This window comes from Arthrobacter sp. NPDC057013 (assembly GCF_042674585.1).
GTDB lineage: Bacteria > Actinomycetota > Actinomycetes > Actinomycetales > Micrococcaceae > Arthrobacter.
Genome location: NZ_JBHUSE010000005.1, coordinates 82,013 through 97,046 on the forward strand (window position 1 = coordinate 82,013; position 15,034 = coordinate 97,046).

Consider the following 15,034-nt stretch of genomic DNA (forward strand, 5'->3'; position numbering starts at 1 on the left):
GGAATCGGTGCCTTAGCTCTCAGTGGCGGATGCTGCCTTGTTGGCCAGCGACGAAACGATCTCCTGCAGCTGGGCAACGCCCGCTGCCCGGTCGGTGAGGTGCAGGCGCAGCACGGGCCGGCCGTGCTCGCTCAGGACCTGGGCGTCGCCGGCGGCCTGGGCCGCGATCAGCTCGCCGAAGGTGAACGGACGTTCCGGAATGGCGAGGTCCCGGGCGGAAGCCGCTGTGATCTGCAGGAAGACACCGATGGCGGGGCCGCCCTTGTGGAACTGGCCGGTGGAGTGCAGGAAGCGCGGACCCCAGCCGAAGGTGACCGGACGGCCGGACACGGCGGCAAGGTCGTCGCGGACGCCCTCGAGGGGAGCGTAGGCCAGGCGGTCGAAGTAGGCCTGGACGCTCAGGTACCCGTCACTGCCCAGCTGGCCCAGCAGCGCTGAAACTGCGTCGGCTGCGGTGGCGGCACCGCCCAGCCACTCTCCGCCGCGGACCTCGATGGCACCGTCGGTAAAGTTGGCCGGCGTCGGCTCCGGCTGTGCATCCAGTAGACCGCGCGCAGCCACCTTGGCCGCTTCGACGTCGGGCTGGTCAAACGGGTTGATACCCAGCAGACGCCCGGCGACGGCGGTGGCGAATTCCCACACCATCATCTGCGAGGCGAGGCCGCCGGCAATCGCAACCTCGTTCTCACCGAGTTCGACGTCGGCATCCGTGCTCACGAGGCGCACCACCAGGACGTCCTCGGCGCCGGAGGTGACCTCCGGCGCGTCCGGCCCGGCGACCACGGGCAGGATGCCGGTGCCGAGCTTGCCCGTGGATTCGGCGATGAGCTGTTCGGCCCAGTCAGCGAATCCGACGATGCCGGAGCCGTCCTCGGCGATGACCACCTTGTTCCGCAGCGGGCTGGTGCCGCCCAGGGCCGCACCCAGGACCAGCCCGATGTTCTCGGGTGCGTCCTCGTTCAGGATCTCAGCGGCTTCCTCAGCCTCGTCCAGCAGGGCCGCGATGTCCACGCCGGCCAGGCCGGAGGGGACCAGACCGAAGGCTGTCAGCGCCGAGTACCGGCCGCCCACGTTCGGGTCCGCGTTGAAGACGGCACGGTAGCCGGCGTCGCGGGATGCCTTGTCCAGCGGGGACCCGGGATCGGTGACAACGATGATCCGGCTCTTGGCGTCGAGGCCGGCCTCGGTGAAAGCGTGCTCGAAGACCCGCCGCTGCGAATCGGTTTCCAGGGTTGAACCGGACTTCGAGGAGACCACGATCGCGGTTTCCGTCAGACGGTCCGCGAGGGCAGCACCGACCTGTTCGGGGTCGGTGCTGTCCAGCACAGTCAGCTCGACGCCAGCGGTGCCGGCGATCACTTCAGGAGCGAGGGAGGACCCACCCATGCCACACAGGACAATCCGGGTCACCCCCTCGGCCTGCAGGGCATCCCGGAGTTCCAGGATGCCGTCCACCAGGGCCCGGGAAACGGTGGGCGCCTCGACCCAGCCCAGGCGGATGGCCGACTCGGCTTCCGCGTCCGGACCCCACAAGGTGTGGTCCTTGGCGAAGATCCGGGTAGCAACGCGGTCTTCCACGAGGGCGGGCAGGTGCTGCTCAAGAGCCTTCCGGGCGGCACCGGTGGCGTCATAGCTGAGTGTGCTCATGTCGGGTTAGGAAGCCTTCCGTGCGGTGGCGAGGGCGCCTTCAACGTCGGCCAGCAGTTCCTTCCAGCTGGCCACAAACTTGTCCAGGCCTTCGGATTCCAGCAGGGCGACGACCTCGTTGTAGGACACGCCGAGCGCGTCGAGGGCGTTGAGGGTGGCGTTCGCTTCATCGTAGCCGCCGGTGATGGTGTCACCGGTGACCACGCCGTGGTCGAACGTGGCGTCCAGGGTCTTCTCCGGCATGGTGTTCACCACGCCGGGGGCGACGAGCTCCGTGACGTACAGGGTGTCCGGGTAGGCCGGGTCCTTGACGCCGGTGGAGGCCCACAGCGGGCGCTGCGGCAGGGCGCCGGCTTCGGCCAGCACCGCCCAGCGTTCGGTGGAGAAGAGCTCCTCGTAGACCTGGTAGGCGAGGCGGGCGTTGGCGACGCCGGCCTTGCCCTTGAGGGCCTTGGCTTCCTCGGTGCCGATCGCATCCAGGCGCTTGTCGATCTCGGTGTCCACGCGGGAGACGAAGAACGAGGCGACGGAGTGGATCTTGGAGAGGTCGTGGCCGTTGTCCTTGGCCTGCTCCAGACCGCTCTGGAAGGCGTTGATCACTGCGCGGTAGCGCTCGAGGGAGAAGATCAGGGTCACGTTGACGCTGATGCCCTCGGCCAGGGTGGCCGTGATGGCTTCCAGGCCCTCAAGCGTTGCGGGGATCTTGATGTGGACGTTGTCGCGGTTGACCTTCTTGTAGAGGTGCTTGGCTTCGGCGATCGTGCCGGCGGTGTCCCAGGCGAGGCGGGGGTCCACCTCGATGGAGACGCGGCCGTCGACACCCTTGGTTGCCGCCGCGATCGGGGCGAAGAGGTCGCAGGCGTCGGCGACGTCCGTCGTCGTGATTTCGAAGATGGTCTCTTCGATGGAGGCGCCGGCAGCGGCCTGGGCCGCGATGGTGGCGTCGTAGTCGTGCCCGGTGGTGATGGCGGCGTGGAAGATGCTGGGGTTCGTGGTGACACCCACAACGTTCTTCTCTTCGATCAGCTTCTGCAGCGTGCCGGTCTTCAGGCGGCCGCGGGAGAGGTCATCGAGCCAGATGGAAACGCCAGCGTCGGAAAGCTGCTGGGTGGGAGTGCTAGTCATTTCTAATCTCCTTGAACTGTGGGGTGCTTGTCAGGACTGGATTCCGGCGAGGGAATCCTTGGCGGCGGCGGCAACTGCTTCTGCCGTGATGCCGAACTCCTGGAACAGGCGCTTGTAGTCGGCGGATGCGCCGTAGTGCTCGAGGCTGACGGAGCGGCCGGCGTCGCCGACGAATTCCTTCCAGCCCAGGGCAAGTCCGGCCTCAACCGAAACGCGGGCCTTGACTGCTGCGGGCAGGACTGCCTCGCGGTAGGCGGCGTCCTGCTTGTTGAACCACTCGACACACGGCATGGACACCACGCGGGTGGCGATGCCTTCGGCCTGGAGTGCCTCGCGGGCCTCGACGGCGAGCTGGACCTCGGAGCCGGTGGCGATCAGGATGACCTGCGCGTCCACGGTCTTGCCGTCCTTGGACGCCTCGGCCAGCACGTAGCCGCCCTTGGCAACGCCAGCGGTCGAACCGAAGGTGTCACCCTCGGCTGCGCCTTCGCCACGCTCGTAGGTGGGGATGTTCTGGCGGGTCAGGACGATGCCGGCCGGGTTCTCGTGGTTCTGCAGCATGGTCTTCCACGCTGCCGCGACCTCGTTGGCATCGCCCGGACGGACGACGTCGAGGCCGACGATCGCACGCAGCGACGCGAGCTGCTCAACCGGCTGGTGCGTCGGGCCGTCTTCGCCCAGGCCGATGGAGTCGTGCGTCCAGACGTACAAGGACGGCACGCCCATGAGGGCACCGAGGCGGATGGCTGGACGCTGGTAGTCGCTGAAGATCAGGAACGTGCCGGAGAACGCGCGGGTCTTGCCGTGCAGGCTGATGCCGTTCACGATCGATGCTGCGGCGTGCTCACGGATACCGAAGTGCAGGACGCGGCCGTACGGGTTGCCGGACCAGGCGTTGGTCTGCTTGCCCGCGGGAACGAACGACGGCGAGCCCTCGATGGTCGTGTTGTTGGACTCGGCGAGGTCGGCCGAGCCGCCCCAGAGTTCCGGCATGACCGGGCCGATGGCGTTAAGGACCTTGCCGGAGGCGGCGCGGGTGGAGACATCCTTGCCGGCCGGGAAGACCGGCAGGACGCCGTCGAGCTCGGCCGGGAGCTGGCGGGCCTCGACGCGCTCCAGCAGGGCGGCGGCTTCCGGGTTGGCGGACTGCCATGCGGAGAAGGATTCTTCCCATTCCTTGCGTGCGTGGGCACCGCGGTCGACGACGGCACGGGCGTGGGCGAGCACGTCCTCATCCACCTCGAAGGACTTCTCGGGGTCGAAGCCGAGGACGTTCTTCAGTGCTGCCACTTCTTCCGAGCCCAGGGCGGAGCCGTGGATCTTGCCGGTGTTCTGCTTCTTGGGGGCGGGGTAGCCGATGATGGTGCGCAGTGAGACGATGGACGGCTTGGAGGTCTCCGCCTTGGCGGCCAGCAGGGCCGCGTACAGCTCCTGGACGTCTTCCTTGTAGTCGCCGGTCTTGGTCCAGTCAACGCGCTGGGTGTGCCAGCCGTAGGCTTCGTAGCGCTTCAGGACGTCCTCGGTGAAGGCGATGTCGGTGTCGTCCTCGATGGAGATGTGGTTCTCGTCGTAGATGACCACGAGGTTGCCGAGTTCCTGGTGGCCGGCGAGGGAGGACGCCTCGGAGGTCACGCCTTCCTGGAGGTCGCCGTCGGACGCGATGACCCAGATGGTGTGGTCGAACGGGCTGGTGCCCGGGGCGGCGTCGGCGTCGAACAGGCCGCGCTGGCGGCGCTGGGAGTATGCGAAGCCGACCGAGGAGGCGAGGCCCTGGCCCAGCGGGCCGGTGGTGATCTCAACGCCGGCGGTGTGCTTGTACTCCGGGTGGCCGGGGGTCAGCGAGCCCCACGTGCGGAGGGCTTCCAGGTCCTTCAGTTCCAGGCCGTAGCCGGAGAGGAACAGCTGGATGTACAGCGTCAGGGACGTGTGGCCGGGGGAGAGGATGAAGCGGTCGCGGCCGATCCAGTCCGGGTTCGACGGGTCGTGCCGCATCAGCTTCTGGAACAGCAGGTACGCAGCGGGCGCCAGGCTCATCGCGGTGCCGGGGTGGCCGTTGCCCACCTTTTCCACGGCATCGGCGGCCAGGACGCGCACAGTGTCAACGGCACGCTGGTCGAGGTCGGTCCAAGTCAGTTCTTGCTCTTTCAAATGTGCCACGTAACCGGGCCCCTCTCTGTGTTTACGGCAGCGATAAGAACACACAGCGGCAGGGCATAATTGGTGCCCGCTGCATTTTGTGTCTACCAGCCGTTCACCATTGAAACGTTGATCTTCATTCAGTCGCCGGACGGTCCGGAATGCGGTTTCTAGCCCGTCTTCCAGTGTGCGCTGATCTGCAGACAGCTTAGCTCTATTCCACAGTTCGGGCGGCCAAAATCTCACCAGTTGGACGCAATTTCTCTTTTGTGAATCATCCGTGCCGTGAGGCTGCGTTAATGTGATTGAAGCAAGCACGAACGAATCATTTTCAGTGATTTGCCGTCACACGCCGATGCCAACGGTCCATGCGGGACCGCGGTATGATATCGGGAGGCCACCGGCGGACAGGGCGGGTTAACCTGCGCACATGACAGCCCCGCCAGCCGCCGTTGAGGGATCGGTCCGGACCGCGCGTCCAGAGCGGCCGATCAGATAAACAGCCAGACAGAAACAGAGTGACTGCCACGTGAGCACAACAGATACGCCGCTGACCTCTTCCCGGGTCCACGGAAGAGCCGGACTAGCCCGCAAGGCGAAGGCGTACCTTGCACTCACCAAGCCCAGGGTCATTGAACTCCTGCTCGTTAGCACCCTGCCCACTATGATCTACGCGCAGCGCGGCTTCCCCTCGCTGGGCCTCATCATGGCCACCCTGGTGGGCGGCGCGTTCGCGGCCGGCAGCGCCGGTGCCTTCAACTGCTACATCGACCGCGACATCGACAAGCTGATGCACCGCACCGAGAAGCGTCCCCTCGTGACCGGTGAAGTCACGCCGCGCGAGGCCCTCATCTTTGCGTGGCTGCTGGGAGCCGCGGCCATTGCCATCCTTTGGTTCGGCGCGAACCCGCTCTCCGCGTGGCTCGGACTCGGTGCCATCGTTTTCTACGTGGTCATCTATACGATGATCCTCAAGCGCCGCACGGCACAGAACATCGTCTGGGGCGGCGCCGCTGGCTGCTTCCCCGTGCTGATCGCCTGGTCCGCCGTGACCAACACCGTCGAGTGGCCGGCCATCGTCCTCTTCATGGTGATCTTCCTCTGGACCCCGCCGCACTACTGGCCGTTGTCCATGCGCTACGGCGAGGACTACCGCAACGCCAACGTGCCGATGCTCGGTGCCATCGCCGGCGCCAAGGTCGTATCCGTGCAGGTGGTTCTGTACGCCTGGGCCATGGTGGCGTGCTCGCTGCTCATGGTCCCGGCCGGCAGCGCGGGCTGGGTCTACACCGCCGTGGCCGTGCTGGCCGGTGCCTGGTTCCTGTACGAGTCCCACGCGCTCTACAGCCGGGCGCAGGGCGGGGACCTCTCCGACAAGGGCGCCATGAAGGTCTTCCACGGCTCCATCAGCTACCTGACGCTCCTCTTCATCGCGCTGGCCGTCGACCCCTTTGTCGGCGCGCCGATCATGGGCTAACCCGCCAACCCGCCAACGCCCCAAGAGCCCGCCACCCCAGGACGCTCTCCCAGGTTTTGCCGGGACGCTCTATCAGTTGTTGCACGTTTTCCCCGGACGCGTCCTCACCACCTGCAGGTTTTCCAACGACGCGTCCTCACCTCCTGCACCGAATACAGACATGCTCCCTCAAGTTAGGGAGCATTTCTTGTCTATGCGAAGCGGCGAGATTGACGCGGGAGAGCCGGGGTGGATGGCAGGCCCGCGAAGACCTACCAGAAAATGAACAGTCCCCCCGGCCGGCAGCGCCTGCCATCTGGCGACGGGCTGTGAGGAAGCGTCGGGGTGGAAGCGACGAAGAGTGATAGAGCGTCGGCCGAAACACCGCAGGAAGTGATAGAGCGTCGGCCGAAACACCGCAGGAAGTGATAGAGCGTCGGCCGAAACACCGCAGGAAGTGATAGAGCGTCGGCCGAAACGCCCCAGGAAGTGATAGAGCGTCGGGGGAGCTGGCCCGGGAGGAGTTTACTTAACCGGGCTGGAGCGGGCGATGTCGGCGGCGTTGGTTGCCGCGGCCATCAGCAGGGCGGCACCCAGCATGTGCGCCCCCACGAGGAGCGCCGGGATGCCGTTGTAATACTGCGTGAAGCCGATGATGGCCTGCAGCACGGTAACACCGAGCAGCATCAGCACGGCCGTCCCGAACGTGCCGGAGATCCCGCGGCGGAACACGAAGTACACGGCAAGCAGCGTGCCGGCGGTGACGAGGTATGCGGGCACGGCGTGGATGTGCGAAAACAGGTCCCAGTCCAGGTCGTTCCGTGGCGCGTTGGCGTCACCCGCGTGCGGGCCGGCGCCGGTCACCACGACGCCAAGCATGACCGCTATCCATGCAAACACCGCGACGGCGGTCATGGCCGGCCGCAGGACGCCCGGCAGGGCAGCGAGCGGCGAGGTGCGGAACTGGCCGGTCCTGCCGTAGGCCCGGTTCACCAGCAGCGTGGCGAAAACCACCAGGGCCATTGAAACCAGGAAGTGCAGGCCAACCACCCACGGGTTCAGCTGCGTCAGTACGGTGATGCCGCCGATGATGGCCTGCGCCGGGATGCTCGCCAGCAGGCCAAGGGCCAGCAGGAACAGGTCCTTGCGCTCCTTGCGAAGGTTCCACAGGTACACGAGCATGAGTGCGGCGACGGCGGCCAGCGCAAACGTCAGGAGACGGTTGCCGAACTCGATGAAGCCGTGGATGCCCATCTCAGGCGTGTTTACCAGGGAGTTGCTCGTGCACCGCGGCCAGGTGGGGCAGCCCAGGCCCGAGGCGGTCAGCCGGACGGCACCGCCGGTGACCACCAGGACCGTCTGTCCGATCAGGGACAGCACGGCCAGGCGGCGGACGGTCGAATCGACGGTGACGGGCAGCTTGGATGCCAGGCGGCCGACGAATTGGGGGAGGCGCGAAGCCGTGCTCACTTTATTCTCAATTCCATTTGAACCAGCGGATGGCTGCTGCGCCGGCGAGTACCGTCCACATCAGCAGGACAAGGATGGCGTTGCCGTTCACGGCGCCGTGCAGGAACGCGTCCCGCAGGCCTTCGCCGAGGGAGCCGGACGGCAGCAGGTGAACGGTGTTCTGGGCGAGTTCCGGCAGCCGCTGCATGGGGATCACGATGCCGCCCAGGGCGCCGAGCAGGATCCACAGCAGGTTGGTGATGGCCAGTGTTGCCTCGGGGCGGACGGTGCCCGCCACCAGCAGGCCCAGGGCGGTGAACGCGGCCGCGCCCAGGACCAGCAGGCCCATACCGGGCAGAATTCCCAGGGCATTGGGCTGCCAACCCAGAGGAAGGGCGACGGCGGCGACGATCACCACCTGGATCACCAGGACGGCCAGGACCGCGAGGATCTTCCCGGCGATGAGGCCTGCCCGGCCCAGCGGTGTGGTGGACAGGAACCGGAGCACGCCGTAGCGCCGGTCGAAGCCGGTGGCGATGCCCTGCCCGGTGAACGCAGTGGACATGGCGCAGAGCGCCAGGATCCCGGGGACGGCAACGTTGACCCGGCTGTCGCCGATGCCGTCGAGCAGCGGCGTGACCGTCAGTCCGATCAGCGCCAGGAGCGGCAGGACCACCGCCAGGATCAGCTGCTCGCCGTTCCGGAGCATGGTGGTCGCCTCGTATTTGCCCTGCAGCAGGATCCGGCGAAGCAGGGGAGCGGGTGCGCTGCCCGTGGCGGTCGTCATCGGATTTCCCTTCCGGAAATATCAAGGAACACATCTTCGAGGCTCCGGGCCTCCATGCTCAGCGAGCCCGGCATGATGCCGTGGTGCGCCCACCAGGCCGTCAGCGCGGCAAGGTCCTCGGGAGTCAGGGCCCCGGTGGCGGAATAGCTGCCGGACCGCGTCTCGCGGATCTCGATCTCGGCAGGCAGCACGCCGTCGAAATCCAGGCCCGGCACTGCCTCGAAGTGCAGCGTCCGGACATGGTCCCGGTGGGGCGTCTCCGGCATGTTGTGCTGGAGCAGCTGGGCGACGGTGCCCTCCGCAACGTTCCTGCCGGCGTCGATGATGTACACATAATCGGCCAGCCGCTGCGCGTCATCCATGAGGTGGGTGGTGAGGATGATCCCCATCCCGCCGTCCCGGAGTTCGGCGATCAGTTCGAAGACCAGCTGACGGGACTGCGGATCCAGGCCGGCGCTCGGTTCGTCCAGGAACAGGACCTCCGGGTTGCCGATCAGGGCGGCGGCCAGCGCCAGCCGCTGCTTCTGGCCGCCGGATAGGCGCCGGACATTGGTCCTGCTGAACGTGTCGATGCCCAGCCGCTCCACGAGCTCATCCAGCGGCCTGGGATTGCGGTACATGCCGGCAATGTGCCGGAGCAAGGGAATGGGACGGGCCGACGGCGGGAGGCCGCCGTCCTGGAGCATCACACCGACGCGGGCGCGCAGGTCCGCACCGGCGGTGCCGGGATCCGAGCCGAGCAGCGTAATGGACCCGCCCGTCCTCTGCTGCAGCCCCTGGGCGCATTCGATGGTGGTAGTCTTGCCGGCACCATTGGCTCCGAGCAGCGCCGTAACCTCGCCACGGCCGGCGACGAGCGAGACGTCGCTCACCACCCTGAGCATCTTGCCATCGAGGGTGGGGAGCGGACCGACGTCCTTGATGAGCCCGTCGATGGTCAATACGGGGGATTTGGGGGATCGCACCACAATATTCTACGTGAAGTAGTACTCTCACGTTGGAGCAGCGTGCTGGAGCCATGTACAGGGCACAGGTCAGCCTTGCCTTACTGGAACGCCGCAAAAAATTACGACATGATTGTGTTGTGTATTCCATGACCAAGACCACTTCCGCGCCATTGGCCGGACAGGGCGCGCCTGCGGGCGCGCTGCGCGGTGGAAATCGTGCTGCCCTGGCATCCGTGCCTGCCGCGGCCGACTCCGATGAGCGCACGCGCGACCGCGTCCTCAGCGCCGTCCTGGAACACGGACCGGTCAGCGCCGCGGAACTGGGCGACCTCCTCGGGTTCACCCCGGCTGCCGTCCGCCGCCATCTGGACCACCTGTCCCGCGCCGGCGTCATCGAGGTCAAGCGCGTGGCCCGCGCAGGCGCCCGCGCCGGCCGTCCCGCCCGCCGCTACGTCCTCAGCTCCCAGGGCCAGTCCTCACTGGGTGACGACTACCTGAACATCGCCACCCTGGCGCTCAAGCAGCTCGGCGCGGTGGCAGGCGATGAAGCCGTCCGCCAGTTCGCCGTCGAGCGCTTCGCGGAGATGGAACGGCGCTACGCCCCCGAGGTGGAAGCGGCCGGAACGGACATCACCGCCCGCGCGCAGGCACTGTCCGCCGCCCTCTCCCGGGACGGCTTCGTCGCCTCCACTGCCACCATCGAAGCCAAGGCCCCGCTGCCCGCAGCCCTGTCCAGTGTCCAGCTGTGCCAGGGCCACTGCCCCATCCAGCAGCTGGCTACCCAGTTTCCCGTGTTCTGCGACGCGGAGACGGAAATGTTTTCGCGCCTCGTCGGTGTCGATGTCCGCAGGCTTTCCACGCTCGCCCGCGGGGGACACGTCTGCACCACCCACATACCCACAGGCCGTCCGGCCGTGACGGTGGCCCTGGCCACCGACGCACCGGACAACCTGGACGAAGTATCCAACCATCTGCAAGAAAGGCCGTGATGACGGACCAACTATCAGAGAAGAAGGTTGCCGAGCCTGGTGTTATCGCCGAGATTCTGGAGAAGAATCCCGAGCTGCACGGCATCGGAACCTATGAGTACGGCTGGGCCGACAAGAACGACGTCGGCGCCAACGCCCGCCGCGGCCTTAACGAGGACGTGGTCCGCGACATCTCGGCGAAGAAGAGCGAGCCGGAATGGATGCTGGACCTGCGCCTCAAGGGTCTGAAGTACTTCGACCGCAAGCCCATGCCCACCTGGGGTGCCGACCTCTCCGGCATCGACTTCGACAACATCAAGTACTTCGTGCGCTCCACCGAGAAGCAGGCCGCTTCCTGGGAAGACCTGCCCGAGGACATCCGCAACACGTACGAGAAGCTCGGCATCCCGGAAGCCGAGCGCAGCCGTCTGGTCTCCGGTGTGGCAGCCCAGTACGAGTCCGAGGTTGTGTACCACCAGATCCGCGAGGACCTTGAGGCCCAGGGCGTCATCTTCCTGGACACGGACACCGCGCTGCGCGAGCACCCGGAGATCTTCCAGGAGTACTTCGGCACTATCATCCCGGTGGGCGACAACAAGTTCGCCTCGCTCAACACGGCTGTTTGGTCCGGCGGATCCTTCGTGTACGTGCCCAAGGGCGTCCACGTCGACATCCCGCTGCAGGCCTACTTCCGCATCAACACGGAAAACATGGGCCAGTTCGAGCGCACGCTCATCATCGCCGACGAGGATTCCTACGTCCACTACATCGAAGGCTGCACGGCGCCGATCTACACCTCGGACTCGCTGCACTCGGCCGTCGTCGAGATCGTGGTCAAGAAGGGCGCCCGCGTCCGCTACACCACCATCCAGAACTGGTCCAACAACGTGTACAACCTCGTGACCAAGCGCGCCATCTGCGAAGAGGGCGGCACCATGGAGTGGATCGATGGCAACATCGGCTCCAAGGTCACCATGAAGTACCCGGCCGTGTACCTCACGGGCGAGCACGCCAAGGGCGAGACCCTGTCCATCGCGTTCGCCGGCGAAGGCCAGCACCAGGACACGGGTTCCAAGATGGTCCACATCGCGCCGAACACCAAGAGCTCCATCATCTCCAAGTCCGTTGCCCGCGGCGGCGGACGCGCGGCCTACCGCGGCCTGGTCCAGGTCCGCGAGGGTGCCAAGCACTCCGCGAACACGGTGCGCTGTGACGCGCTGCTGGTGGACACCATCAGCCGCTCGGACACCTACCCGTACATCGACATTCGCGAGGATGACGTGCAGCTGGGCCACGAGGCAACCGTCTCGCGCGTTTCCGAGGAGCAGCTCTTCTACCTCATGTCCCGCGGCATGCGCGAAGACGAAGCCATGGCCATGATCGTGCGCGGCTTCATCGAGCCGATCGCCCGCGAGCTGCCGATGGAATACGCCCTCGAGCTGAACCGCCTCATTGAACTCCAGATGGAAGGATCCGTCGGTTAATGACTGCCGAAATTACTACTGAAAAGGCCCGCATCGGAGCTCCTTCCATCGCCGGGTTCACTGAGGAAGGCGAGGCGCTGGTCCCCGCGAAGGTGGACCACAGCCACAACCACGGCGTCACTGTCATGTCCTCGCGCGCCGAACGGCTCACGAGCTTCGACGTCGCCGACTTCGCGCTGCCCACCGGCCGCGAAGAGGAATGGCGCTTCACCCCGGTCCGCGGACTGGCCAACCTGTTCTCCGACGTCGCGACGGACGGCGAGGCAGCCGCGGTCACCGTTGAAGCCCCCGAGGGCTTCGTCCGCGACAGCCTGGCACAGGGCGCCGCCCCGCGCGGCACCGTCCTGACCCCGGCTGACCGGGCCGCCGTCGTCGCCTCCGCCAACACGGACGAGGCACTGCACGTGGTCATCCCGGCCGACGCCGAACCGGCTGAGCCGGTCCGTATCCTGGTCGATGGCGCGGGCGCAGGCCGCCGCTCCAACGCACACTTCGTGCTGGAAGCCGGCGCCAACTCCCGCAGCGTCGTCATCCTCGAGCACACCGGTGCCGCTGATCACAACGGAAACCTGGAAGTCATCGTCGGCGACGGCGCGCAGCTCACCGTCATCTCCGTGCAGCTCTGGGACGACAACGCGCGGCACCTGGGTCAGCACGACGCCCAGGTGGGCAAGGACGCCGTCTACAAGCACATCGCCGTTTCGCTCGGCGGTTCCGTGGTGCGACTGAACTCCAACGTCCGCTTCTCCGGTGAAGGCGCCGAGGCCGAACTCCTGGGCCTCTACTTCGCCGACGCCGGCCAGCACCTGGAACACCGGTCTTTCGTTGACCACAACGTGGCCAACTGCAAGTCCAACGTGCTCTACAAGGGCGCCTTGCAGGGCAAGAACGCGCACACCGTCTGGGTGGGCGACGTGCTGATCCAGAAGCAGGCCCTGGGAACCGACTCGTACGAGAAGAACCAGAACCTGGTGCTCACCGACGGCTGCCGTGCGGACTCCGTGCCCAACCTCGAAATCGAGACGGGCCTCATCGAGGGTGCAGGCCACGCCAGCTCCACCGGACGCTTCGACGACGAGCACCTGTTCTACCTGATGGCCCGCGGCATTCCCGAAGACGTGGCCCGCCGTCTCGTGGTGCGCGGCTTCCTCAACGAGATCATCCAGCAGATCAAGGTTCCGGCACTCGAAGAGCGCCTGACCGAGGAAGTCGAGCGCGAGCTCGCCGCCAACGAGAACTGACCGTACGGAACCAGGCCCGGCCCAACCAGCCGGAAACGACAGCACAGGACAACGGATGACTGAACAGCCAAAGGGCGAGCTCGTCTGCAAAGCAAACGAGATCCAGCCCAAGCAGGCCCTGCGGATCCTGATCGATGACTTTCCCGTCGCGATCGTCAAGGACTCCATGGGAGAAATCCACGCAATCGGCGACACGTGCTCGCACGCCGATATCTCCCTCTCAGAGGGCGAAGTGGAGGGGTGCGCCATCGAGTGCTGGGGGCACGGCTCCCAGTTCGACCTGCGCAGCGGCGAACCTCTGCAGCTGCCAGCCTACGACCCCGTTCCCGTGTTCGCGGTGGAGATCCACGGAGACGATGTCTACGTGGACTTCACCAATGTCCTGAACGGCGCCGAAACGCCGAACTTCAGCTGATCCGGCTACCGGCCGGGCCTGAACCAGAACTTAACAACTTCCAGACCAAAGACCGCACCGCCGACAGAACGGCACGGTGCAGAGGAGAACAAGACACATGTCTACTCTTGAGATCAAGGACCTGCACGTCAGCATCGACACCGAGCAGGGCACCAAGGAGATCCTGAAGGGCGTCAGCCTGACCATCCGCACCGGTGAGACCCACGCCATCATGGGCCCCAACGGCTCCGGCAAGTCCACCCTGGCGTCCACCATCGCCGGCCACCCGCGCTACAACGTCACCCGCGGCACCATCACGCTGGACGGCGAAGACGTGCTGGCCATGAGCGTTGACGAGCGCGCCCGTGCGGGCGTCTTCCTGGCCATGCAGTACCCGGTGGAGGTTCCCGGCGTCACCATGACCAACTTCCTGCGGACCGCCAAGACCGCCATCGACGGTGAAGCCCCCGCCCTGCGCACCTGGACCAAGGACGTCAAGGCCGCCATGCAGCAGCTGCGCATCGACGCCGATTTCGCCCAGCGCAACGTCAACGAAGGCTTCTCCGGCGGCGAGAAGAAGCGCGTGGAGATCCTGCAGCTGGAACTCTTCAAGCCGAAGTTCGCCGTCCTCGACGAGACCGACTCCGGCCTGGACGTCGACGCCCTCAAGGTAGTTTCCGAAGGCGTCAACCGTGCACACGCCACGGGCAACATGGGCACCCTGCTCATCACCCACTACACCCGCATCCTGCGTTACATCAAGCCTGACTTCGTTCACGTCTTCGTGAACGGCCAGGTTGTGGAAGAGGGCGGCCCGGAACTCGCCGACCGTCTCGAAGAAGAAGGCTACGACCGCTACGCCGCGGGTGCCGGATCAGCCGCGGCTGCCGCAGCGGTCCAGGCCTAGTTAGGACTGACCGACCATGACCGAAATCGACGCAGCCCGCACCGGGCTGGAGGATGTCGAAGAGGCACTCAAGGATGTCATCGACCCCGAACTCGGGGTCAACATCGTGGACCTGGGCCTGCTCTACGGGCTCAAGTACTCGGAGGACGACGGCGCCCTGCTGATCGACATGACCCTCACCACCGCGGCCTGTCCGCTTACCGACGTGCTCGAGGAGCAGGTCGGCAAGGCGCTTGACGGCGTCGTGGACGAGTGGCGCCTGAACTGGGTTTGGATGCCGCCATGGGGTCCGGAACGGATCACCGACGACGGCAAGGACCAGATGCGGGCCCTCGGCTTCAATATCTAATCCCCACGCACGACGACGGCCGGGTACCTTCCCAGTGAAGGTAACCGGCCGGCGTCGTTTGCCCCCCCAACCAATTCTCCGTTTCGTCCCGTCTTAACGGGCAAAAAGGCACAAAACAGTATGATATAAAAAAAAGACGCAGCC

13 protein-coding genes are annotated in these 15,034 nt (G+C 66.1%); 7 read left to right on the forward strand and 6 right to left on the reverse strand.

The window, feature by feature from the left end:
- Positions 1-12 precede the first annotated feature (12 nt).
- From ACFTSA_RS09100 to tkt, 3 genes are read right to left on the reverse strand one after another with little or no spacing between them, the layout of a single operon-like run.
- Positions 13-1,647 carry a glucose-6-phosphate isomerase gene (locus ACFTSA_RS09100; protein ID WP_377950954.1) on the reverse strand — a complete coding sequence of 545 codons (1,635 nt, stop codon included), beginning with the start codon at positions 1,645-1,647 and terminating at the stop codon, positions 13-15.
- A gap of 6 nt (positions 1,648-1,653) precedes the next feature.
- On the reverse strand, positions 1,654-2,772 hold the full coding sequence (gene tal, locus ACFTSA_RS09105; protein WP_377950955.1) for a transaldolase: 1,119 nt from the start codon (positions 2,770-2,772) through the stop codon (positions 1,654-1,656).
- Positions 2,773-2,802: 30 nt separating this feature from the next.
- A complete protein-coding gene (gene tkt, locus ACFTSA_RS09110; RefSeq protein ID WP_377951131.1) occupies positions 2,803-4,920 on the reverse strand; it encodes a transketolase in 2,118 nt (705 codons plus the stop codon).
- A gap of 517 nt (positions 4,921-5,437) precedes the next feature.
- On the opposite strand from tkt, the gene ACFTSA_RS09115 reads away from it, so the two are divergent.
- The gene (locus tag ACFTSA_RS09115; protein ID WP_377950956.1) at positions 5,438-6,385 is read left to right on the forward strand and encodes a heme o synthase; all 948 of its coding nucleotides are present in this window, start codon (positions 5,438-5,440) and stop codon (positions 6,383-6,385) included.
- A 504-nt stretch (positions 6,386-6,889) separates the two neighbouring features.
- Here the strand turns inward: ACFTSA_RS09115 and ACFTSA_RS09120 are convergent.
- The 3 genes from ACFTSA_RS09120 to ACFTSA_RS09130 are packed head-to-tail and all read right to left on the reverse strand — an operon-like array spanning position 6,890 to position 9,565.
- Entirely contained in the window at positions 6,890-7,834 is a 945-nt protein-coding gene (locus ACFTSA_RS09120) for a heme A synthase (protein ID WP_377950957.1), read from the reverse strand.
- Between the two features lie 7 nt (positions 7,835-7,841).
- The gene (locus tag ACFTSA_RS09125) at positions 7,842-8,600 is read right to left on the reverse strand and encodes an ABC transporter permease (RefSeq protein WP_377950958.1); all 759 of its coding nucleotides are present in this window, start codon (positions 8,598-8,600) and stop codon (positions 7,842-7,844) included.
- Positions 8,597-9,565 carry an ABC transporter ATP-binding protein gene (locus tag ACFTSA_RS09130; RefSeq protein WP_377950959.1) on the reverse strand — a complete coding sequence of 323 codons (969 nt, stop codon included), beginning with the start codon at positions 9,563-9,565 and terminating at the stop codon, positions 8,597-8,599. Before ACFTSA_RS09130 ends, ACFTSA_RS09125 begins: the two co-directional genes overlap by 4 nt.
- Positions 9,566-9,684: 119 nt before the next feature.
- Here ACFTSA_RS09130 and ACFTSA_RS09135 point away from each other — a divergent pair, with 119 nt between their 5' ends.
- The 6 genes from ACFTSA_RS09135 (at position 9,685) to ACFTSA_RS09160 (ending at position 14,890) form a co-directional block, all read left to right on the forward strand.
- Positions 9,685-10,536 (forward strand): helix-turn-helix transcriptional regulator, encoded by an 852-nt coding sequence (locus ACFTSA_RS09135; RefSeq protein ID WP_377950960.1) that lies wholly within the window; start codon positions 9,685-9,687, stop codon positions 10,534-10,536.
- Positions 10,536-11,999 carry a Fe-S cluster assembly protein SufB gene (sufB, locus tag ACFTSA_RS09140; protein WP_377950961.1) on the forward strand — a complete coding sequence of 488 codons (1,464 nt, stop codon included), beginning with the start codon at positions 10,536-10,538 and terminating at the stop codon, positions 11,997-11,999. Before ACFTSA_RS09135 ends, sufB begins: the two co-directional genes overlap by 1 nt.
- Positions 11,999-13,240, forward strand: coding sequence for a Fe-S cluster assembly protein SufD (sufD, locus tag ACFTSA_RS09145; protein WP_377950962.1), 1,242 nt, complete (start codon positions 11,999-12,001; stop codon positions 13,238-13,240). The genes sufB and sufD overlap by 1 nt, the downstream gene beginning before the upstream one ends.
- A gap of 55 nt (positions 13,241-13,295) precedes the next feature.
- Positions 13,296-13,655, forward strand: coding sequence for a non-heme iron oxygenase ferredoxin subunit (locus ACFTSA_RS09150; RefSeq protein WP_377950963.1), 360 nt, complete (start codon positions 13,296-13,298; stop codon positions 13,653-13,655).
- 97 nt (positions 13,656-13,752) lie between these two features.
- Complete coding sequence (gene sufC, locus ACFTSA_RS09155; protein ID WP_377950964.1) at positions 13,753-14,541, forward strand: Fe-S cluster assembly ATPase SufC; 789 nt, start codon at positions 13,753-13,755, stop codon at positions 14,539-14,541.
- Positions 14,542-14,557: 16 nt separating this feature from the next.
- A complete protein-coding gene (locus ACFTSA_RS09160; RefSeq protein WP_003798940.1) occupies positions 14,558-14,890 on the forward strand; it encodes a metal-sulfur cluster assembly factor in 333 nt (110 codons plus the stop codon).
- Positions 14,891-15,034: the final 144 nt, after the last annotated feature.